The 21,397-nt window shown below is 61.7% G+C and carries 21 protein-coding genes and 3 pseudogenes; 9 read left to right on the top strand and 15 right to left on the bottom strand.

From position 1 onward, the window contains the following. Positions 1 to 567, top strand: a 567-nt coding sequence (locus CVM50_RS00510) for an integrase core domain-containing protein (protein ID WP_157792109.1), incomplete at its 5' end; no start/stop codon positions are given. Between the two features lie 21 nt (positions 568 to 588). Then, the gene (locus tag CVM50_RS21240) at positions 589 to 753 is read left to right on the top strand and encodes a hypothetical protein (protein WP_157792108.1); all 165 of its coding nucleotides are present in this window, start codon (positions 589 to 591) and stop codon (positions 751 to 753) included. 419 nt (positions 754 to 1,172) lie between these two features. Here the strand turns inward: CVM50_RS21240 and CVM50_RS00505 are convergent, their stop codons facing one another. Beyond that, a complete protein-coding gene (locus CVM50_RS00505) occupies positions 1,173 to 1,631 on the bottom strand; it encodes an Lrp/AsnC family transcriptional regulator (protein ID WP_085889853.1) in 459 nt (152 codons plus the stop codon). 164 nt (positions 1,632 to 1,795) lie between these two features. Between CVM50_RS00505 and CVM50_RS00500 the strand changes: the two genes are divergently transcribed. Continuing rightward, on the top strand, positions 1,796 to 2,416 hold the full coding sequence (locus CVM50_RS00500) for a LysE family translocator (protein WP_085889917.1): 621 nt from the start codon (positions 1,796 to 1,798) through the stop codon (positions 2,414 to 2,416). 159 nt (positions 2,417 to 2,575) lie between these two features. On the opposite strand, the pseudogene CVM50_RS00495 reads toward CVM50_RS00500, so the two are convergent. Next, positions 2,576 to 3,208 (bottom strand): annotated as a pseudogene (locus CVM50_RS00495) (tyrosine-type recombinase/integrase). Between the two features lie 132 nt (positions 3,209 to 3,340). Here CVM50_RS00495 and CVM50_RS21895 point away from each other — a divergent pair. The 3 genes and pseudogenes from CVM50_RS21895 to CVM50_RS00475 all read left to right on the top strand — a co-directional run. Further along, positions 3,341 to 3,895: pseudogene (locus CVM50_RS21895) on the top strand (LLM class flavin-dependent oxidoreductase); the annotation flags it as partial. 402 nt (positions 3,896 to 4,297) lie between these two features. Next, positions 4,298 to 4,465: a hypothetical protein gene (locus CVM50_RS21235; RefSeq protein WP_157792107.1), complete on the top strand. Its 168-nt coding sequence runs from the start codon at positions 4,298 to 4,300 to the stop codon at positions 4,463 to 4,465. A gap of 239 nt (positions 4,466 to 4,704) precedes the next feature. Then, positions 4,705 to 5,172 (top strand): DUF433 domain-containing protein, encoded by a 468-nt coding sequence (locus CVM50_RS00475; RefSeq protein ID WP_198431827.1) that lies wholly within the window; start codon positions 4,705 to 4,707, stop codon positions 5,170 to 5,172. Positions 5,173 to 5,603: 431 nt separating this feature from the next. Here the strand turns inward: CVM50_RS00475 and CVM50_RS00470 are convergent, their stop codons facing one another. From CVM50_RS00470 to CVM50_RS21230, 5 genes are all read right to left on the bottom strand, one after another. Then, positions 5,604 to 7,148, bottom strand: coding sequence for a hypothetical protein (locus CVM50_RS00470; RefSeq protein WP_085889856.1), 1,545 nt, complete (start codon positions 7,146 to 7,148; stop codon positions 5,604 to 5,606). Then, positions 7,145 to 9,076, bottom strand: a complete 1,932-nt coding sequence (locus tag CVM50_RS00465; protein WP_085889857.1) for a hypothetical protein — start codon at positions 9,074 to 9,076, stop codon at positions 7,145 to 7,147. The genes CVM50_RS00470 and CVM50_RS00465 overlap by 4 nt, the downstream gene beginning before the upstream one ends. Before the next feature lie 112 nt (positions 9,077 to 9,188). Continuing rightward, a complete protein-coding gene (locus CVM50_RS00460; RefSeq protein ID WP_085889858.1) occupies positions 9,189 to 9,773 on the bottom strand; it encodes a hypothetical protein in 585 nt (194 codons plus the stop codon). Positions 9,774 to 9,941: 168 nt separating this feature from the next. Beyond that, positions 9,942 to 10,325 (bottom strand): hypothetical protein, encoded by a 384-nt coding sequence (locus CVM50_RS00455; RefSeq protein WP_085889859.1) that lies wholly within the window; start codon positions 10,323 to 10,325, stop codon positions 9,942 to 9,944. Positions 10,326 to 10,657: 332 nt separating this feature from the next. Then, positions 10,658 to 11,884 (bottom strand): hypothetical protein, encoded by a 1,227-nt coding sequence (locus CVM50_RS21230; protein WP_157792105.1) that lies wholly within the window; start codon positions 11,882 to 11,884, stop codon positions 10,658 to 10,660. Between the two features lie 839 nt (positions 11,885 to 12,723). On the opposite strand from CVM50_RS21230, the gene CVM50_RS00450 reads away from it, so the two are divergent. Continuing rightward, positions 12,724 to 13,470, top strand: coding sequence for a sulfite exporter TauE/SafE family protein (locus tag CVM50_RS00450; protein ID WP_085889860.1), 747 nt, complete (start codon positions 12,724 to 12,726; stop codon positions 13,468 to 13,470). A 246-nt stretch (positions 13,471 to 13,716) separates the two neighbouring features. Here the strand turns inward: CVM50_RS00450 and CVM50_RS00445 are convergent, their stop codons facing one another. Further along, positions 13,717 to 14,226 carry a PACE efflux transporter gene (locus tag CVM50_RS00445; RefSeq protein ID WP_085889861.1) on the bottom strand — a complete coding sequence of 170 codons (510 nt, stop codon included), beginning with the start codon at positions 14,224 to 14,226 and terminating at the stop codon, positions 13,717 to 13,719. A 111-nt stretch (positions 14,227 to 14,337) separates the two neighbouring features. Beyond that, positions 14,338 to 15,438: an HPP family protein gene (locus tag CVM50_RS00440; protein WP_085889862.1), complete on the bottom strand. Its 1,101-nt coding sequence runs from the start codon at positions 15,436 to 15,438 to the stop codon at positions 14,338 to 14,340. Between the two features lie 232 nt (positions 15,439 to 15,670). Here CVM50_RS00440 and CVM50_RS21890 point away from each other — a divergent pair. Both CVM50_RS21890 and CVM50_RS21885 read left to right on the top strand, forming a co-directional pair. Next, positions 15,671 to 15,856: pseudogene (locus tag CVM50_RS21890) on the top strand (GntR family transcriptional regulator); the annotation flags it as partial. A gap of 84 nt (positions 15,857 to 15,940) precedes the next feature. Continuing rightward, positions 15,941 to 16,369: a FadR/GntR family transcriptional regulator gene (locus CVM50_RS21885; protein ID WP_232618110.1), complete on the top strand. Its 429-nt coding sequence runs from the start codon at positions 15,941 to 15,943 to the stop codon at positions 16,367 to 16,369. Positions 16,370 to 16,380: 11 nt separating this feature from the next. Here the strand turns inward: CVM50_RS21885 and CVM50_RS00430 are convergent, their stop codons facing one another. The 6 genes from CVM50_RS00430 to CVM50_RS22110 all read right to left on the bottom strand — a co-directional run bounded on the left by CVM50_RS00430 (position 16,381) and on the right by CVM50_RS22110 (position 21,365). After that, entirely contained in the window at positions 16,381 to 17,277 is an 897-nt protein-coding gene (locus CVM50_RS00430; protein WP_085889864.1) for a DMT family transporter, read from the bottom strand. Between the two features lie 275 nt (positions 17,278 to 17,552). Continuing rightward, positions 17,553 to 18,098, bottom strand: a complete 546-nt coding sequence (locus CVM50_RS00425) for an AAA family ATPase (protein ID WP_085889865.1) — start codon at positions 18,096 to 18,098, stop codon at positions 17,553 to 17,555. 30 nt (positions 18,099 to 18,128) lie between these two features. After that, a complete protein-coding gene (locus tag CVM50_RS00420) occupies positions 18,129 to 19,085 on the bottom strand; it encodes a mechanosensitive ion channel family protein (protein WP_085889866.1) in 957 nt (318 codons plus the stop codon). Positions 19,086 to 19,455: 370 nt separating this feature from the next. Beyond that, positions 19,456 to 19,899, bottom strand: a complete 444-nt coding sequence (rnk, locus tag CVM50_RS00415) for a nucleoside diphosphate kinase regulator (RefSeq protein ID WP_085889867.1) — start codon at positions 19,897 to 19,899, stop codon at positions 19,456 to 19,458. Positions 19,900 to 19,982: 83 nt separating this feature from the next. Then, positions 19,983 to 20,450 carry a hypothetical protein gene (locus CVM50_RS00410; protein WP_085889868.1) on the bottom strand — a complete coding sequence of 156 codons (468 nt, stop codon included), beginning with the start codon at positions 20,448 to 20,450 and terminating at the stop codon, positions 19,983 to 19,985. A 606-nt stretch (positions 20,451 to 21,056) separates the two neighbouring features. Next, complete coding sequence (locus CVM50_RS22110) at positions 21,057 to 21,365, bottom strand: DUF1127 domain-containing protein (protein ID WP_085889869.1); 309 nt, start codon at positions 21,363 to 21,365, stop codon at positions 21,057 to 21,059. Positions 21,366 to 21,397 lie beyond the last annotated feature (32 nt).

The following is a 21,397-nucleotide window of genomic DNA, read 5'->3' as shown; positions in this document are numbered from 1 at the left end:
CTGGATTTCGTCCATGACCAGTTCGCCAATGGCCAGCGCTTTCGTGTGCTCAATGTGGTCGACGACGTCACCCGTGAGTGCCTTGCGGCAATCCCGGACACTTCGATTTCGGGGCGCCGTGTGGCACGTGAACTGACGGCCCTGATCGAGCGCCGCGGAAAGCCGGGGATGATCGTCTCCGACAACGGCACCGAACTGACCAGTAACGCAATCTTAGCCTTCGCTGCCGCGCACCGGATCGAATGGCACTACATCGCGCCGGGAAAGCCGATGCAGAACGGCTTCGTGGAGAGTTTCAACGGACGGATGCGAGACGAGCTGCTCAACGAGACCATGTTCCGTAACCAGGCCCATGCGCGGATCGTGATTGCTGCCTGGGCCGCCGACTACAACACCGAACGCCCACACTCGGCCTTGGACTACCAGACCCCCGCCGACTACGCTCGAACCCTGACCACCGCAATCGCCCGCCCCGCTGCGCAAGATGAAAGCTCCGCGCGTCGGGCGATTGCTCAACCTGCGCCGCTCGGCGTAAATACCAACCGGACTCCGGTCGCGGCTGGATGAAAGACCGGTGGCAGGTCACGCTTGATCCAGGTCGAATCACACTCTGATAGCCTCGACGATCTCGTCTCGCATTCCTCAATGACGATCGAGGAGACGCGGGATGCGAACGCCGCTCTGCTCGAACTGATGGCGGCGTCGGACGCCGACCATACCAAGGCGACCCGCAAGCAATGCAAGGACGCGTGAAACAGCCCAAGGACCAAGGAAAGCTCGGCCAACAAATCAGTTGCACGAGCGTTTGAATCGATGGCGGCGCCCCTTCAAGCCCTGACGACCAGCTGACTTGGAGCCGAAGCGGGCGTTGGCATGAGGGGCATTGAACGTCAGCTCAGGGCCGGGAGCGACGGCCAAAGTCCAACCCGAACGAGCGTTCCCGCCGCGCTGCCGCAGGTCCGCTTCGAGCCCATTCGAGACATCACGAGGACGGTGAATTGTAGGCCCTGTTGAGGTCTGACAGCAATCTCCCGACCTTTCTTCATGGCAGAATGCGTAGATTCCCGAGAGGGACGATCCGCAAGGATCCGAACCGCCGGCGGCACTGCTCCGAGGCTTATCCATGAGCCGCTATGACAAGGGCCGCGGGGGCCCGGGCAGGCGCTTCAGGCTCAGTCCACGGCAAGCTCGTTTGAAGTCTTGATGGACCTCAGCACGATGGATGAGCGCAGCGCCGCCAGCCCCCCGGTCACCCCGATCAAACGGTCGATGAAGTCTGCCAAAGCGTCGAGGTCCCGGACGGCGACCTTCAGGAGCAGGTCGATGTCGCCGCTCTGCATGTGACACTCGAGCACTTCCGGCGCGTCCATGACGAATTTCCGGAACGCCTCGTTTTGTTCGCGTTGATGCTCGCGCAGGCTGATCAAGAGGTGGGCCAGCACGGCCAGCCCGAGCTTCTCGCGGTCGAGAAGCGTCACCGTGCGGCCGATGTAGCCGTCGCGCCGCAACCGTTCGAGGCGGCGGGCGCATTGACTGGCGGAAAGGTGCACCTTCTCCGCGAGCTGCGCCTGCGTGAGATCCCCGGAGCGCTGGATCGCGCGCAGGATTCGAATGTCGAACTCGTCCAGCAACCCGCCTCCTTAGTTTTCTGCTGATTATTCTGCGCCTGAAGGGCACTTGATGCAAGTTTCCTTAGTAAACAAGCATAAAATCCGTCGAGAATGCGCGCTTTCCGCACGAAAAGCGGGGCAAACAGTCGGTCAGATCAATATCAGACCGTGTCATGGAGCACAGCATGTTCGTCATTCCGCCCGACCTCGCCACCTTCGTCGCGGCATCCGTCCTGCTGGCCTTCGTTCCCGGTCCGGACCTGCTCTTCGTCCTCACCGAGTCGATGCTGCGGGGCCGGCGCGCAGGTTTGGTTGCGACCATGGGTCTTTGCACCGGCCTCATTGTCCATGTCGGTGCCGTTGCCCTCGGCGTCGCCGCACTGGTGCAGGCCTCGCCCATGGCCTTTGCCGGCCTGCGCTATGCCGGGGCCGCCTATCTCGTCTATCTCGCCTGGCGAGCCTTCCGCGCGGCGGCGACCCCCTTGTCGCCCGACGAGATCGCCCAAGCGTCCCTGCGGGCGATCTATGCCCGTGCGGTGACGATGAACGTCACCAACCCAAAGGTCGCGATCTTCTTCCTCGCCTTCCTGCCGCAATTCGCCGATGTCGAACGGGGCTCGCTGACCGGGCAGATGCTGATCCTGGGAGCTATGTTCATGATCTGCTCGCTGGTCTGCTTTGCAGTCGTCACTTGGCTTGCCACCTGGATCGGCGGATGGGTGCGGCGTCAGCCTGAACGACAAGCGGGTCTGAACCGTATGGCGTCATTCGTGTTCGTCGCCCTCGCCGCGAAGCTCGCGTTGTAGGCTTGTCCGTCCAACGCCGGCTTTGTCCGCTCTGCCGACCTTCACCCTCCGAAAATGCTGCGCGATGGACGAAAGACCGGTTCGACGAAGCTGCGCCGCAGCGCCCGGCTAAGAAGCGAACGGCAGCAACGGGCCGTCCTTGCGGGAAGGCCCCGCCTGTCAGATCTCCACCGCTTCCGATATCGCCAGAGCGTCCTCGAGCTCGACGCCGAGGTAGCGAACGATGCTGTCCATCTTCGTATGGCCGAGCAGAAGCTGGACCGCCCGCAGGTTTCCTGTCTTGCGGTAGATCTGCGCGACCTTGGTCCGGCGCATGGAATGGGGTGCCATATAAACTCGGCTCGAGGCCGATCGATCTCACCCAGTCGCGGACGAGCCGGGCGTATTGCCGCGTCGAAATATGCAGCCATTCGTGGAAGCGTCCAGGCCAGAGGTGTTCTGACCCGATCATCGCCGGGTCCTCAAGCCATGCGGCGATGGACTTGCGGGTCCCTTCAGTGATCTCGAAAAGCACAGGGTGCCGCGTCTTGCTCTGAGTGATCGACGTGCGCTCTTGACCTGACCGGCCGAAAAGACATCGGCAACCTTCAGCTGAACGAGGTCGCAGCCGCGCAGCTTGCTGTCGATCGCCAGATTGAACAGCGCGAGGTCCCTGACGCGTTTCGCGATCTTGAGGCGAACCCGAATGGCCCAGACGTGTTTCGGCAGGAGCGGGCGTTTCTGGCCGACGATGCGGCCCTTGTTCCAGACAGATCGACATGCACGAATGGCGGGAAGGTTGGCAGGGGGCATGAGCACTACGTCGCGCAGACCGCGAACAACTTCTCGATCCTGATGGACCGCACCGAAGGGGAACGCCTCGCCGCGCTGATCGCGGAGTTCGCCGACCGCCGGCTCGACTGAACCGACGCCGGTCCCGGATAAAATCCGAACCCGATGTTTCCCAACCCGCCGGGCCTTCTGCGTCTCGAGCCGCATTCCGAAGGGCTGCGCGACCGCATCTGGTGGGGCGCGGGCTCGAACGCGACGGCGGTCTGGGCGGCGAAGCCGGGTATGAACCTGCAAAGCTCGACGCGGAAGGACGACGAGACGGGGCAGGCCTTCCACATCCAGCAGGCCGAACAGATCCGCGCCTATCGCGCCGCGTGGAAGGAAGCCGGCCACGCGCGCGCACACCGTGGGTGTCGGTCAGCCGCAGCATCTTCCCGCTCCTGTCGGACGAGGAGCGCGCCTATTTCGGCCGCGGAAACCAGGGGCAGGACAAGATCGGCTATCTCGATGCGCAGACGCGGGCGATCTTCGGCCGCAGCTACGCGGACGAGCCCGACAGGCTGGCCTCGCAACTGGCCGGCGACGAGCGCATCGCCGAGGCGGACACGCTACTGCTGACGATCCCCAATCCAGGCTGGGGTCGACTACAACGCGCATGTCATCGAGGCGATACTGAAGCATGTCGCTCCTGCGCTCGGCTGGCGCTGATAGATCAGGCAGCTCTCGCGATGGCCCGTTCTGCGGCGACGTCGCAGCAGATCCGGATACTGATGCGACTGCTGCACGGTCGACGAACGGCCGGTTCGGCGAAGCCGCGCTGCGGCGCACCCTCACCATCGACGCCACCTTCGCGGCCGGCGCCTGGCGCATGGTCAACGCTATCCTCGCCCCGGCTCTGGCTGGGTGATGTCGTCGGTACATGGGTCATCGCGTCCTCATATCGCCGGAACTCCTTACCGATGCCGAACTCGATGCGCGGCTCATGTCCGGTCCCGAGACGGTCTGGCGAGAAGGCGAACACTGGCGGGTGTGCCGATACGCGAGTGCGCACGAGGCGATCCGGCTGTTGCGGCAAGGCTGGGAGCTGTTCGAGGACGGCGAGGAGGAGACATGACGCAGACCGCCGCTCTCTTGGTCGTTGCCGCGCTGTCCGGGGCTGGTCAGTTGCTCGCCGGCTGGATGCTCTGGCCTTGGCGGCCGCGAAAGACAGACAAAGGCGTAGACCTCAATGCATTCGTCCGAGACGCGCCCTGTCATCTGCTCGATGACAGAGGCTGAGGAATACTACCGCCGGTGCACGGACGACATTTCCGACACCGAGTTCCGCGAGCTTGGCATGTCAGCGCATGAGCTCTTGCGTGTCCGGAGCCTGCAGCAGCCGGCGCGCTACGAGGCGATTTCGGCGTCCATGCTGTCGGTGTCGAGGGGAGGTCTGACCAGGCGTGCCATGAAAGTTTGGCTCAGCGCCCTCGACAGGTCTCGAATACTCGACGACTGACTTTGGGAGGCCAGCCCAGATGCCCTGGAAACCCACCACCGACATGACCCGCGAGGAGCTGGTCGCGCATGTCGAGCAACTACGCGCCGCGGTCGACCGGCTTGCTGCTCGGAATCCCAGAAACCAGCGCGGCCTGGTCGATCTGCTCGCATCGTGGGAGGCGCTCTCCGACGAAGACGCTCTGCCTGATGTGGATGGAGATGGGCAGCATAGCCTGATCGTCGCCGACCCCGACATCCGCGGCGGCCGCTCGACGATCCGGGGCATGCGAACCACTGTTTCCGACATCCTTGGCTGGCTGGCATCAGGTATGTCCGACGCGGAGATCATCAAGCACTTCCCCGAGCTGACGCAGGACGACATCTGTGTGGCCCTGGCTTACGGGAAGACCAACGACGCGAGATTCCGCCGTGCACTCCGCCGGGCCCGCGGGACCGTGCCGGATGACATCGGTATTGGAGGAGAGGACGATGCAGATCGAGATTGATCCAGCCTGCGTAGAGCTTGAGATCCTGGAGGACTTCGGCCAGATACGTCTCGTATCGGACAGTCTATCGCGGCTACCGGTTCGGTCGCTTCTTTGCACTTCCGGGCGACGGCGATCCCGTCAGGTCCCAGTATGCTGCCCTGGTGATTGTCGCCTGTCGGCTGATCGAGTGTGAAGTCGCCGTCATATCCGCCCATGGCGCTGAACGTCCTCGCCTATAACATCAAGCGAATGGTCGCACTGGTCGGCATCCGCGGCCTGATAGTCGCGATCCCGAGCTGAGGCGACTCATCAAATTACATTTGCGATGTCAGCAAGAACGAACCCGACAAACCCGCCGCCCCTCGGTCTCCAGCTTCCAGTTTCCACACAGCCTCGGCCATGAGCGGCGCCATACCTCAGCCAGTAAGGCACCGCCATATTGTGGATTTTTATCGCGGCTTGGTTTCGCTGGATATCTCGAGGGCAACTATGAGATCGCGATGTTTCTCGGAGTGCATCTTTGCCAGTCGCCGGCTTCGTCGGTTGCGGATATTGTTCGCGTGAATCTCTGCAACCTGTTCGGCGATATAGTGGGACTTCACGATCTCCGTGCTGGAATGATGTGCTGCCGGCTTGGCAAGTTCGATCCCGTCTGCACCGTGATGGGCGATTGCGTCCGAGTAGAGCATGACGCGAAGCGTCGTGAAGCTGTTGCCCGTGAGGGCCTGGAAGACGCGCGGGATGTATGTTGCCGCAGCCGGATGCCCGTCGGGCAGCACGAAAAGCTGGCGTCTGTCCCGGATCAGCTTTTCCCTCAGAGTGGGCAGCATGGCCGGAGACGCGTCCCCGAGGACAAGCGCATCGACGAAACGACCTGCCTCTGGGTGGAGAGGGAAATCGAACGGTTCCGGCCGCCGCGCGTGGGTTTTTTGGATTTCACTCCGGATCACCCATTCGTCGTGCTTCCAGAACAGGCTCTCACCGAACGCGAGCTGGGCTGAGGCGTTGCGAAGTGGCGCATTGGCGAAGATAGAAAGGATGGCCGCGCCATTGCGCATCTGGTGCCGTTTTCTGGGCCTTTCCTCGGCATCGACGGCTGCAAGGAGTGCCTCGGCCATGTCGAGGATCCGATCCGTCGAATTCCCCGTCCGCGCGAGGGCGAAGAACTTGAGAGCGCGCTGTCCGCTTTCCCGCACCTCATAGTCCCGGCGGTAGTCGCCGAGATGCCGGGTGATCTCGGGCTGTGCTCCCGCGTATCTGGCGAACAGGAGGAGCGCATCGGCCGTGGCGAGCATGCTCGCCCACCTCAGTCCCTCCGGCCGCGGCAGGAGGCGAGCCTTCAGGTCGGCAAGGTATGCGTCTATTCCTGGCAGGCTAAGCTCTGCATCGAGATTGTGCTGCGCCACCGACCAGGCATATTGACAGAGCTTTTCACGCATTCTCAAAACCATGCTGCGGGCGGGCACCTGCATGCCCGGGTCTTGGCCGGGCAGCCCGTCGGCTGCGCGGCGCAACTCGGTCTGGTAGTTCGAAGGGAGGTCCCAAGGCGGTATGGAGACAGAGCGCTTTCTCGGCGGGCGCCGTGTCGGAGGGGCTATCGGATCCCAATCCTGTGTTTCGTAGAGCGGCCGGAGCACGCAGGACCTGTTCTTACGCGGTTCGAAGGACACAGGGTGCGCGGCCTTGAAGTCTGTGTTGCTGGGAGGTTTGGAGGGCGCGAAACGACGCGCTTCGCGGATAGCCTCAAGGAATGACGGCTGGCAGACGGCAAACACTTCCTGGAGATGATCGATCCGAAGCGTCCGCTCAGGCTCGGGGCAGTCCCCGAGCCAGTTTCCGATATCGCCCGCCGTTGGTGACGCGAGTCCGTGTGCCACGATGAACTCGAAGAACCCGTTTGTCGTCTCTATCGACGGTATGGACAGGTGGGCGAACCCGGGACGTTGCGCGAGGCTTCTCCAGACCGGTTTTTCGAGGGTCCGGTGGATCTTCATGCCGGTATCTCCGCAGCAAGTGGCGAGACTTGCATTCTCTGGGCACGACGCTCGTATCTTTTCTGCTGCAGGGTTCTCGACTGGCGCGCCCGGTCGATGAACGCGTAGTGCTGCCGCAGGGTTTTCTCGGTGTCACCGGTCAGTGTCTCGAGCTCCGGGTAGCAGGTCGGATCATAGAAGATCTCGATCTTGCAGAGACCGTGCCGGAAATTGTGCGGCAGGAGCGGGAGCCCGATACTCGTGGAACATTCGGTCAGCCAGCCGTCGAATGTCGAGATCACCAGGGACCGGTGTTCGGCTTCGATCGCTGGGACGACGTGATCGGTGAGATCCGCCCCGCCGAACAGGGGACGGATGCGGTTCAGGTAGAACGACAGGATACGGTAGCCTTCGGCTCCGAGCCCATCCTTTTCGAAGACGAAGCGGGGCAAATATTGGTTGCGCCGGGTCATCGCGTCGCCGTTCTTCAGGAGCTCATTGGGAAAGTGAATTTCGAGACGCGGTCGTGTCTTGTCGTCACGATGATCGAAGAAGGTCTGCGGGTGATCAGAGGACCTCAGGTCGGAGATGACGTTGGATTTGCGGAACGGCGCGCCCTCGAGTTCGATCGCGGCAAACGCGGCGCAGACACCGAACATTCTCGCTTGCCGCAGCAGATCCGCAGCAAGGCGTGCCCTGTCCGCGCAGAGAGGTTGTGTGTGCGGGGACCGGCTGAAGGCAAGAAGGTCAATGCCTTCAAGATCGGCCAGTTCCAACGCCGCGAGTGCCTTTTCCGCATACAAGAAATGCTGCGTCTCAAAGATCTCCATGGCATTGGGGTCGTTCAGAAGATCCCGGCACCAGGTCTCGACCTTCGGCGACATCATCTTGCTTGCCGCTTGGCCTTCAACGAGGACGGGCAGCGTCTTGATGAGCTGTTCGACTTTTGCGGCCTCTTCGACAAGGCCCTGAATGGACAGGGCCCGCTTGAGGTTCAGCGAGTAGGAGAACAGTGTGCGCGGTGCGAGTCCTCCCGAAGTTCCGGACTTCTTGCAGAGCCGGATCAGTGTCTTCTCGATCAGCTCGGGCCGGAACAAGGCCGTCAGGCCGTTGACGGTGTCGAGGTCGCAGTCGGCCTGGACGGCACGCATATAGGTGCGCAAGGACGCAATGTAGACGGCTTTGCAGCTCTCCGAGTATTCCTTGGCCGTGGCGCAGCGCGCTTCGACGGTGAGCATGTCGTCATGATAGACGACCGTGGCGTCCCGCACCCATGTCCTGGCTTCCTCGTCGAGAAATGCCGGGAGTTGCGTGTCGAGGCGAAGAACGCCGGCGAGAGTGCCGATCTCCTCCTGCGGCAGGAGCGGCAGACATGTCGGAAATTGCCGAAGGTAGTCCAGGCACCCGGCCGCTTGCTTGACGCGGGTCCATTCGTCGGTGCTCAGGCAATCTTCGCGCAGGGAGATGATGCGCTCTCGCGTGATGTCGCACATGTCCCAGCCCCCGACCCGGGCGAGATCGATGAGTCTCGGCAGGTTGCGGGCTTGGCTCGCTTTGAGGAGGCCTACGCTGACGAGGTCGGGAACGACTGCCTGCAATCGCGCGAAGCCGTCCTGCCGCTCTCGGCGTGCGCGCCGCGCGAGAAGTTCTCCCGCGTAGGTTTCGATCATGCGTCGGCCGTCCGATTGGTATTGCTTGTAGGTGCGGGGGGTAATGCCCCAGTCCAGGATCCTCGCGTTCAGGTCGGCATTCCCTTTCCGATACTTTGGCGCGACCTGCAGGTAGACCTCCAAAGTGCCCTCGAGCGTTTCGAGATGGCGATCCTGGTATCCGCGCTTGCGGAACATCCGCTCGAAATGGGTCGCGTATTGCCGCTCGGTCCCACCCTCGAGGGCCTGACCGAAGTGAAGGATGTCGAGCATGGTTGGAGCGTTGCTGGTCAACTTCATGTCCTCTTGATGTTGTCGTTATCGGGAAGATTGGCCGTTATCGGGATCGCGGTAATAAAAACCGGGAAATTTACCTACCCCGCAAATTGCCGGGGGGATGTTATTTTCGGCGTTATCGGGGCGCGATCGCGGCGTCGGACAAAAGAGCTGAAAACACGTCTTCGGACGGCTCGTCACCAACGCCTTCGGGTGGAAGAGTATGGTGCGTTTTCGATGGCGACGAATGCGTGTCGGCGTTATCCGAGTCGGCGGGATGAGGAGCAATGCGGTTGAACGCCGGGAGTGGGGAGCCGCATGTCCGATGGCGGATCAGCGCGGGTAACCATCGGCGCAACCGGCGGGCCTGCGTCCCACTCTGGTCGCCGAGTTGAACGCCGCGGTCGTATTTCCAATGCCCAGCCCGAAGGTGGTCGCGGATCGTCGACTGCGGCACGCCTGTCGCGGTAGACACCCAGTTGATGTCTGCAAGAGGCTCGCGCAGCGCCGCTTGGGCGGCTTCGTCATCCGGCACGAGGCCGAAGAGCTGCCGCCAAACGATGCATTCCGGGTAGATGCCATGCAGCAATTCGATGCCGAATCGCCGCGCGATAGGCGCGACGTTGTTCCGGCCGACACCGAGGTAGCGCCGCAGTTCTTCTGTCGTGAGGCCCGCGGCAGAGGCCGGCACGATTGGTGCGTGGAAAAGCTTGAAGCGCATGGGACCCATCTCCTTTCCGAGGAGATGGGTCCCTCCGGGTCAGCCCGGAAAACCGAAAAATGGCACAGCCCTGCTATTCAGGTCCGACAGCACTGTGCCGAATTGGCTAACCGGCCATGCGGAGTATGCTGGGTTCCGGTCTCACCAGAACCACCGGTCTCTTGCCAATCAGTCTGCGATCGCTTGAGACAGGGTTGTGCAGATGTCCTGCAGCCTCGCACCCGACCAGCGTATCCATGCGTCGATATCCGACGGAGCCCGCTCGAAAGACGCGTGCGGGGGGATCGTTTGCATGACGTCCAGCAGGCGCAGGAGTGACGTCTGCGCGCACTTGAGAAGCTGATGGACGTCAGCCGCTGTTGCATAAGGACCGAGATGCAGCGCATGAAGCGCCTGGATATCAGGGCCAGCAGTCTCACGCCCCGTGAGTTCCAGTAGGGTCTCGAGAGACCCGGACTCCGTGTCGAGATATGCGCCGAGGCGCGCCAACGCCGTATGCAGGAGGGTCTCACCCGTCTGGGCCGGGACCTGTGTGAGGACAATCGAGTTCATGGATGCTCTCCATTTCTTGGGCGCCGGGAGCAGTTCCTGCTCGATGGTCGCTTCCGGGATGCGACGACACGAATGTCGACACGACCGTCAAGTTTACCGGAGTTCGGGCCCGTCTGGAGTTTTCCTCGGTTCGCATATCTCCTTTGCGAGGATGACATTGGCCCATCGCAGGAATGGCGAAGAAGAAACTTCGGGAGGTTGAAGAGAAACCTCCCGGAGAGGGATTAAGCCATTGGTTTGCCACTCATGGCTTCATGCGCGGTGTTTGAGATGACGCGCCTGCCGGCTCTCGTTTCAACACGCTCAGCGGATCGTTTCTTCGGAGAGAAGGATCAGGTTCGTCTCGGTTCCCGCATGCGCGTCAAGCCGCTGACCTCTCGCGGCAGAACGTCTTGCGGAAATTCTTTATGTTGGATCAGTTCATCCAGAACGAAGATCCCGCTTCGAAAGGCATTTCGCTCTTGGCGTGGTAAGACTTGCAGAGTCTCCTGAATCCACTCAGGCGTCATCTTTGCAGGAGATATTCCTGTCCGGATCGCGTGTGCTGACACGCCGAAGGTTCTTTGGATCATTTTTTGAAATCCACGCTGTCGCATCAGATTGCGCAAGTCGGTCCAGGCCTGAGGGACCGTGGCTTGCACTGGTGTCGGCAGGGCATAGTCGGCGCCGGCATGTAGGCCGATGCGCCTGATATAAGCCTGTAGAGCAACCTGCGATGGCTTCTGGAAACCATGTTCCTGCGGATCGACGTTCCATAGTGACAGGCATTTTTCGGCGAAGTCATTGAACGATGGATCCAAGTCGGGTGACAGGATTTCGGCGATCAGAGATAGCCGGTAAAGGAAGGGCACCGCAGCCCTGACCCGTGACGGCGCGACAGAATAGACCGCGTCGAGCTTCGGCGGGAGAGGGGCATGGTAAAGATGGCCGGTTGGCGGTGGGAGCCGCCCGATGATCTCTGCTGGAAGAAAATGGCGCGACCCGGCTGCGAGCGGCGCATCTTGTAGCCGGTCAAGCAACCCAAGAGCCGCCCGGTAGCTCTGACGCAATGGTCCGTCCAGATGCCGATCGATCTGAAGTGCACTCGAAGGAGTGAGATCCTTGATCTCCACGGTAGGGGGCAGGGCATGACGCAGTGCGTAGAGTTCATTCGTGTGTCGCTTGAATTGGAGACGGACGATGCGCTCAAGTCCTGCAATCAAGTCTTGGTCTGCGAAGGAGCCGGTCTCGAGAAGAAACAAATCAAAAAGAGTGCGACGCCAAGCTTGGTAACGCGTGAGTTCCAACTTGAAGAATTTTTGGGCGCACAGGGGAACCTCGTGACTGGGAAACCGAGTTTGCAAATCACTGGCCGAATAGGAAAGGGCCAAAAGCGGAACGTTTTCGATCTGGATCAGCAGCGCAAGGGCGCTGGCCGTCGCGAAAGGAGAGCCGGCACGAGCAAGGTGCGCGGGTGGAGTCGGGCAGGACAAGGCGTGATAGATGTGAGCGATATTCATGGACAGGATGTTGGTCGATTTGCCTCCGGCCAAAGCGATCCGCATTGAAAGTGACGCCACGTCCAGTTTTTCCCTAATGCCCAACTGACCAGGACAGGAGTCTCCTGCGTTCGACGCGAGAAGGCACTCGCTACAGTGTGAAGAGAACGGTAGGACGAAACGATGGCGATGCGGCGCCCTTCTTCTCGCGCGGAGACATGTCGTCACACCACGGAGAAATCGCGTCAAGACGCGGGAAAATGTCGTCATCTCCCGGAGTTTTTGCGTCATGTTCCGGAGAAATCGCGACAGAGAAGGCTCTAAGCTGCTGATTTTCCGAAGCGAAACAGCCTCTGAATCAAGAGAATCCTGAATCCCCCTGAAAGAGCCGCAGAGCGGCGGAGTCGGGATAGTCTTGGGGGCACCAGGCGTCCGCTCAAAGAAAAGTCGATCGGATGCTTTTTCTCTCCGGCGAACGTTCCAATGTACTCTTCGTGTCGGGTGCACCTCGACAGGGACTGGAACAGACGAGGCTCTGCGGCGCGCAGTAGGGTCTATGGCTGGAGCAGGACTTGGCGAGATCGGTCCGGCGCTGGCTCGCAGACGTGCGAGCAAACGCTCTCGCCCTTATTGCGCGGGAGTTGAGAAGGTTGCTGTCTCGGGAGGGTCGAGATGTGAAGCCTGCTGCGGCGCGCAGCAGTAGGCTCTGCTGATCGACAGTTTCCGGGGCAGTGGCCACCTTCGTTCGGTGCTATCTGTTCGATCGGACGCAGGGTTTTGAAATTCCGACGATCTTCACCAATGGCCGGTGGCGGGGCGATCTTCGCTCACCTCGGAGCGGCACGTCATGCGGAAGACCAATTTGTAGACCAATTTGGAAAAGGGGCAGTTACGCGCGGACTCAGTTCGAGGATGCGCGAATGCTTTCCATCATCATATTGGTCGTGGCGGGTCTGCTCGCCGGTATGGTCAATGCCATCGCAGGTGGCGGGACACTCATTAGCTTTCCTGCCCTGGTCTGGCTGGGAGTGCCGCCAATCATGGCCAATGTCACGGCGACGCTGACTGCCTTGCCAGGCTATATTGGCAGTGCATGGGCCTACAGGCACGATATAGCCGCAGAGGGAAGCCTCAGGCTTAGGAGCATTATCGTGATCGCGGCATTCGGCGGCTTGGCGGGGGCGGGGCTGCTATTGATTACGCCGGGCGATGCCTTTGTTGGGATCGTGCCTTGGCTCCTGCTCACCGCCACTCTGCTCTTTGCTGTCGGTCCGCGTCTCGTAGAGCCGGTTCGCGCGAGGGGACTGACGATCGGACCGGGTCTCTCGGCTTTCGCGATCTTCCTCGTCGCTGGATACGGCGGCTATTTCAATGGTGGCCTTGGAATCATGTTGCTGGCGGTGTTCAGTCTGATTGGCTTCCAGAACCTGCACGGGATGAATGGCCTGAAGAACCTGCATTCTGCCGTGCTCTCCCTGGTATCTGTCACGACGTATGCGACCGCTGGCCTGATCGCTTGGGAGTCCGCTGCGATCCTGGCAATCTCGACAACGATTGGAGGATACATCGGCGCCCGACAGGCGCGGCGGATTCAACACACCGAGTATCTCCGGGCTTTGATCGTCGGTATCGGCGCATCGATGACGCTGGTGTTCTTCGCAATCTGACTGTCGAGGTTCCTCGTAGAGCCGACTTACTGGAGCGTTCCATGCAACAGACAATCCGTCGTCATCGGGACAACTCACGGCATTGGGTGTATGGGCGCCAAGGGGCGGCCGGAGAAACGGACACCGAGGATCCGCGGCCCTGAATAAGCGCCGCTGTCTCCCACTCGCGCCCTTCCGACGACACAGCGGTTGGTGCGAGGAGCCGGGCCGTCTCTGCGCGCCTGCGTGCGCTACGATCCGTGCCGTCTACGGGATGACCGGATGGCCGTCGACAAGTGGATGAGTGAAGCAGGGAGCGGTGCCTCCGAAGGTCTCATTGTCGATTGTCACGCCGTTCGAGCGGTCCATTGAGGCGGGGAAAAGGGTGTCGTAACCCCAGGTAAAGACAAAGGCGTAGCCCATGTAGAAAGCCGCAAAGGAGATCTCCATTAGCAGTGCGGCGATCAGCGAGACATCGAGCCACCAGGCGAAGAGTGGCAGCAGGAGGACCAGAAGCGTCGCTTCGAAGAGCACGGCATGAAAGATCCGAAGCGGCATGGTCTTACGGACATCGCCTCGTCGCCAATTCAGAACATGGTCGAATACCAGGTTGAAGATGTAATTCCACATCGTCGCGGCAGTGGCGCCGAGCACGACCAGTGCTCCCATGTCGCCTATGGGGTGATCGAAGACCCAAGCGAAGAGCGGCGTGACAATCACAATGCCGATGAACTCGAAACTGAGAGCTTGGCGAATTCGGTCTGCGGTGCTGCGCATGATGGCTCCGATAGTTGTCAGGGCCGTCCCGCGTGTTGACCATCTGGCCGGGCGAAGTCGTCCTCGCTTGTCGATAGGATGTGTTCGGGATGTTCGTTTTTCAAGCGGCCTTCATGCCGCAGGACGTTCCTCTGCCCCAGCAAGCAGTAGCCGCATGATATCAGATCGGGTCAGGATCCCGACCAGTCGCTGCTCCCGGGTCACCGGAACAACCTCGCTTCCTTGCGCTGCCAGTCTGTTGAGGAGCACGCCAACGGGCATATCGTCCGGCACCGCACGGTCGGCGGGTCGCATCACGTCTGATACAGTGGGACGCGGAGATCTCTGCTGCCAGGCCGCCGGTCGGTCCTGCGCCGCGACAACGTGGAGAAGATCTGCCTGGAGCACGAGGCCGCGCAGTATCATGTGTTCGTCTACGACTGGGAGGCTCTTTATGGAATGGCTACGGAACAGGCGTGCCGCATCCGGTAGCGGCGTGTCAGGCCGGACTGTGATCAGACCGGTTGTCATGACATCCGCACAGGTCGTTCCGTCAAAACGATGCTGGGCCGCCTCTGCTTCGGCAGCGGCCAGCAACCGGCCGAGGTCTGCCACACCAAGGTTGGTCGACTGGTTGAAGCGGTCGAGCAGCTCACCGAGTTGCTCGGTCGTCAAACCCAGGCGCAGCGCGGGATTTACCGTCTCGTCCGTCTCAGGCTGGCGGAACGGATATACCCGGCCCGTTGCCCTGTTGTAGACGATGGCGGCAAGGACCAGCACGGCGGTGGTCAGCCCGACCGGCATCAAGGCGAAAAGCGGCCCCGCTTCCAAGGCCACGCTTGGATCGAGTGCGGTGAGCAATGCCACTGCCCCTCCCGGCGGGTGTAGGGCCCGAACGAACATCATGGCGGTGATCGCTGCGCCGACGGCGACGGCGACAGACCAGGGAGCGGGCACGATCTGGAGCACGAAGAAAGTGACCAGTGCTGCCGTTGCATTGCCGACGACGGCCGACCATGGCTGGGCGAGGGGCGAGTTTGGAACGCAGAAGACAAGCACTGCCGTCGCCCCAAGCGGTGCCATCAAAAAGAAGGACGATGCCCCCAGCCTGGCAGCCAAGCTCACTACGAGTGCGCACAGGCTGATCCCGAGAACTGCGCCAAGGCCGGCCCGCAGCTGTTCGCGGCCGTGGAATGCCGGCAGCGCCGGGTAGAGATGATACCATGCCCGCATTTGAAGGACTCCTGCGCCGCCCCAAAAGAGAGCAACATTCGCTTGCTATGCCTGAAATGGCGGCAGAATGTGAACACAGGAAGCCGACGAAAAGGACATTGGTCCTATTTACAATTGAACGGAGGATCGTGGTCCTGCGTAGACGTCAGGATCGAAACGACCGATCGCGCGCAGTCTCCCGCTTGTCTTCAGCAGTGAATGGTCTGAATATTGGCCTGGACGAGGGAATCGAATGCGAACAGACAAGGATGCGGCACAGGCGCGACTCTGGCAGATTCTCGAGGATCGTGCGCCGGCGTCGGGAGATCGGTTACCACCAGAGAGGGTGCTGAAGGATCTCGTCGGATGCAGTCGTGAGACGCTTCGTGGGGCGCTCGCCGCCCTCGAGGCGCGCGGCGAGGTCTGGCGCCATGTTGGACAGGGGACCTTTCGGGGTCGGGCGCCCCTGGGTCGTCCTGTGAAGGATACGCTCCTACTCGAGGCGACGACACCCGGGGACCTTATGGACGCCCGCCGTCTACTTGAACCGCAGGTCGCAACGGCTGCCGCGATGCGCCGTGCGCCGGAGGACATCGCCCTGCTGCGTCTGCGCGTCACCAACGGACGTGCCGCACGAGATCGCGCGGAATGCGAACGTGCCGATGACGCCTTTCACCAGTCGATCGCGCAGGTCGCGCGCAACCCGCTCGTGATTGCCCTCCTGCGTCATTTCTCAAGCGCCCGATGCCGTGTGGTCTGGCAGAGAGAATGGGACCGCACATACCGCCGAGTCGGCGTGGAAGAGTTCACCCGCGTGCATGGCGATCATCATGAACAGGTCGTCGACGCGATTGCCGACGGCGACGGGGCAGCCGCTCATCATGCCATGGCCCATCATCTCGAGGCTGTCAGCATCGACATGGGCGTTCTCAGCCCCATGCCGTCGCGCTGATGATGACACTCTCACCGAGGCCGGACTCTCCGGCTTTTGTGGGCGGTCGGCAGCATGGATGCCGGCGCACGTGATCTCTCCCGGTAAACGACGTAAAGGCCCGAGGCGAGGATGACTGCAATCCCCAGCCAGGTCATCCCGTCCGGAAACTCCCCGAAGACCAGGTAGCCGGCGGCGGTGGCGCCGATGATCTCGAGATACTGGAACGGCGCCAGGAGACCGGCTTCGGCGTGGCGAAAGGCTTCGGCGATCAGGACATAACTTGCAGCGGCGAGGAGGCCGCTACCCAGGATGAGGACCGAGGCCCAAGTCGAAAGGGCGCTCGGGTCCGGAGTCACAATTCCCGCTGCGTGAAGACCGGAAGAAAGCGCTACCATGCCGAGGCAGGCATAGGTTGTGGCGCCGCACTGAATGGTCAGCCCGGAGCGGGTGCGCGCGGCGCGGCGGAGGACAATCATGTTGAGCGCATAGGAGACGGCCGCGAGGAGCGGCAGCAGCGCAGCGACCTCGAACTCGGGCCCCGGCCGGATCACGATAAGCGCGCCCGCGAGCCCTGCGCCAACTGCTGCGAGGCGTCGCGGTCCGACTGTCTCGCCGAGGAGTGGACCTGCCAGCACAGTCAGGATCAAAGGCTCAACGAAAAAGACGGCGATTGCGGTGGCAATCGGCATGACCGCGAAGGCGCCGATCAGGCAGATGAGCGTGATCATCACCAGAAGACCGGACAGCGCGACAACCGGCGAGAACATGGCGCCCCTGAGACGATTCCGCAGCAACACCGCCGCCGGCAGGAGGAAGGCCCCCTGGGCGAGAACGCGCACGGTCGCGACCTCGATCGGGTTCAGTGTCTCCGTCAGCAGCTTCGAAAACGTGTCGCCCAGTGGTAGCAGGAGCATCGCCGCGGCCATGCAGGTCATTCCTGCGAAAGAGCCAGTCCACATGGTCTGCGACCTGTCGAGCAAGGCAAGAGTCATAGGACACCTCATAACTTCAGGCTCCGCAAGATATGTGCGAGAGCAAGTCCGGGCGTTCAGGACATCGTTTGAAAATATCGGGGCGGGGCAGCGGACGCGCGACGCCATCGCATGCTGCCTTGCAACGCGCATATAGGGGTCTTCAAAGGACTTGTCCAATCCGGAAAGCAGGTAGCTCTCTGGCTTATTGTTTGGCAAGGCCCTTGACGTCAGGCAAGAGCGCTCAGAATGAAATCGGCTCGCGCTTCGACTTTGCGCTTCGGCAGAATGACCAGATCATATCCGAGCCAGTCGAAAGCCTCGATCAGCCGATGATACTCGGCGATACCGTCCTTCAGGTTTTGCTGGCGTTCACTGTCCCTCTGGTGGATTTCTGGCCAAGGTGGAGTCAGAAACACTTGGTGATGGAAGTGGGCGTGTCCCGACAGGCTGACGGAGGCCGCCAATCCGGTTGCATGTTCCAGCGCGATGGCCGCATCCAGCAGCCCGCGATCGAAGAACACCCAACCCTGCGAAGACGCGACGCGGTTGCGGTCTCCGGTCGCCATGTCGATGGCGCGCCTTGAGAAGGCTTCGAGAGCGACCCAGGGAAGTGCCACACCTGCGCCGTTCAGCTCCTGCTGCACGATCTTCCTGCCGGGCTCCTCGACAGTTCCGAAGCCTCGGGAAGCGAGTTCGGCCAGCAACGTCGACGTCCCGCCCCCCCCCGAGCAGCCGGAAAGGACCACGTGCTGGCCGCCATGGCCGTTTGTCATCGGATGTCTATCCATGTTGTCAGCCGTTCCTCACGCGTCGATGCGCTCTGTCTTGGGCGGCGCTGCGAATATCCGTGCGACCTCCGTTTCATGATCGACGGGGAGCATGGTTTCCCTGCGGGGCCTATTCAGCTCGATCTGCATGCGTGGGGTCGGGACTTTCGCCTGCCGCATCGCGCGGTCGATCAGAGACAGCAGCTCGTCGCGGCAGTCAACGTCCCGTTCGAAGCGCGACAGCCAGAACCGGACCGCATAGGAATTGCCTTCGCTTCCCAGCTCCTGCACGCGGACATCCGGTGCCGGTTCGCTCTGGATCAGGCGCGCCTCGCCAACGGCCTTCAGGATCATTTCCTTGGCGGCGTCCACGGAAACCTCACGCGATAGCTTCAGAGACAGCTGCGCGCGATACTGCGGTTTCGGAGCGGAGTAGTTGATGATGCGTCGGCGCGCGATCTGGCTGTTCGGCAGGATCATGTAGGTCGAGTCCAGCGTTAACACCCGTGTCGAGCGCCAGCCGATCTCGATGACCTTGCCTCGTGCGACCTGCTCGATATCGACCCAGTCACCGATCCGATAGGGGGCCTCCACGCTCAGTGCGATGCCGGACAGCGTGTCAGCCACGACGTTCCGGATTGCGAACCCCAGCACCGCGAGTATCAAGCTCGATCCAGCAAGCGCGCCAAGGAAACCTTGTTCCAGCAAGAGCGCGGCAGAGGCAACGATGGCGGCGAAGAACAGCAGAACCGCCACGAGATCCCGAAACAGGCGCGGGTATGGGCGCTTGTGGCGTCTCCGGCGATCTGCGAACAGACCGAACAGTCGGCTACCGAGCCAGGCCGCAGCAAGGCAGCCGACAACGCCGCCAAGCAGGCGGAGAGAAAGTCCGACCCGCTGCTCGACATCCTGGTCGAAGAATACCAGACCGGCGGCGACAAGAAGCAGAACGGAAGGCCACACCAGCCGACGGAGAAAAGAGAGACGTCTCATGTCAGCAGCCCTGTTGCTGGTGCCGCGATGGTCGGCGAGACCGGCACTGGAGGCAGGTCACGGCAGCGCCGGCATGTCGCTCGACGGCAGAGCCACAACGACGACAGGAGATTCGGATAGTGGGGGTATTGCCCCCGAGAATGTGCCGACAGCTGGGACACCGATGGGCGGCCGCCCGGGGAAGCGATGTCTGGCAGGACGAGCAGGCAAGCGGAAGGTGACGATACATGAGACCCTCTTTCAACGGGAAGAAAAGACGCCGAAGCGGCGATTGCCGATATCCCGGAAGGAGCGTCGGGGCTTCGTCAGCGCATCGAGCGGCTCCTTCCGGGCAGAGCATGGGCTTCGGCAGGGCCCAGGGAATGTCTGTTCATTGTGCCTCCAGACCTTCGGGGACATCCTGGGACGCGACGTGGAGCACGGTCAGAACCCGCCGCTTTCCATCCCTGGTATCCCAGTGGAGCGATGCGCCCTCTGCCAGTCCGATCAGGGCAACCCCGATCGGTGTCAGGATCGAGATCCGCCCGCGTGCGATGTCGGCGTCCTCTGGATAGACGGGCGTTACCGTCTTTTCCTGGCCGGTCGACTCATCCCGATAGGTGACCGCGCGACCGATGGCCACGACGTTCTGCGGGAGTTTCGCCGCCGGAACGATACGGGCCCGGCCGAGTTCGCCGAGCAGCCGGTCGGCAAGGTCCGGGTTGCGCTGGATCGCGCCCTCCGCCAGTGCTTCGAGCCTTTCCAGGCAATCAGCACCTATGACGACCCTGGGCCGCCGGCCGGTGCCGCGTGACGTAGAGACTTGTTTGTTCATCGTAGTTTCCTTTCCACCATCTGGTGGTGTGAGTGAATTATGGGTGGCCACGGTCCCTGATCCGCCAGGGGGGGATCAGAGCATCAGGCCGCGGCGTGGTCCGGAGACGGATGCACATCCAACACCACGACGACTTCGATCTGACCGTCGTCCCGCAGAAGCGGAACCTTCTGCAGTTTTCGCATCCCGATCAGGGTCGCCCCAAGCAATGAAGCAACGAGAATATGTCCCGGGACCGGCATGGGGCTCATGGAAAGCACGCCGGTGCGAGCGCCCTCACCGCTGATCATGTAAGTGACATGGCATCCGGCAACGACGAGATCGGGTGAAGCCGACTCCGTCGCTCCGCGCGAGATCCGCAGCTTGTGGCGGAGTAGCCCGTTCAGAAGAGGGGGATTGGGCGAGTTTCTGGTCCCGCGATAGCGAAGCAGGTGCTCGATGCCGAGCCGGTCGTCGACAGTGAGTAGAAAGCCGCTCTCGGCAGCGGAGCCTTCGAAGAGCGATCGAAAGTCACTGCCGAAAGGCAGGCGGGTGATCCTGGTAATGGTCATGATATGTCTCCCGGGGCGGTGAAGCCCGCGTTCTCAGATGCAAGGATGTGAGAAAGCCCCGGGTGGTCGAAGACGCGCTTATGCGCAGACCGCCCGGGGACCCGGGCGGTTCAGAAGCAGAAACCGGAAAAGGTTCTCGTGCGTGACCATGAGGAGACCTTAGTCTTTGGGCGCAACCTGTCAATCTTGGAGATCGGGCCGGTTCTGGGACGGACAAGGATGCACAGATCTCGAGACGGTGAAGAAGGCGAATTGATGAAGAGGTCCACGAGGCGGACTTCGACGTCAGGGGGCACCGACGGCGCATCTCGAAGAATGAGCCACGTCGAGCTTCCTGGATCGGCCGGCGGTGTGGCAGCGGGATGATGTTTGCGGATGTCGTGCGACCCCCATCGTCTTCCCAACGCGCCAGGCATTTGGCGCTCGGCTCAGCGACCGATTTCACCATGTCACTTGGCCGGAAGAGCTCCGGAAACAGTTCTTCGAAATCTGCCTTGCAAATCATCATGTTGTCACTCCTTTTCATCGCTCCATAGGGAGCCACTACATGGCGAAGGTTGCGTACCACTGCAGTCCAGTGGTGCGCGTTCTGGAGAATAGGACGGGCTATGCCGTTCGGCCGCCGCGCCACCGCGCATCGACCTCCACATCCGGAGAAACTGGACGCATGCTCAGTTCGCGATCTGTGAGACCATCGACGACGCGCGGGATATCACTGCGATCAATCCCGATGTCGCGCAGCAGGCGATCGTCCATGCTTCGAAGAGTCTCGATCATTTTCCGGCGTTGCCAGCGGTGGAATACCGTCCGGAGCCATCGTCGGAACGCTCCGGGATTGCGGTTGCGCTGACTGGCCGTTCGTGGGGGTGGGAAGTGAGGGGTATTGGATTTGAAGACGTGGGGGGTGCATGTCATGCTCCATGACGAAGGAACTGAGCCGGGACGCA

Origin of the sequence: Pseudooceanicola marinus, assembly GCF_002786295.1 — a bacterium.
Taxonomy (GTDB): domain Bacteria; phylum Pseudomonadota; class Alphaproteobacteria; order Rhodobacterales; family Rhodobacteraceae; genus Pseudooceanicola; species Pseudooceanicola marinus.
This window is presented reverse-complemented; position numbering and strand designations above follow the sequence as displayed.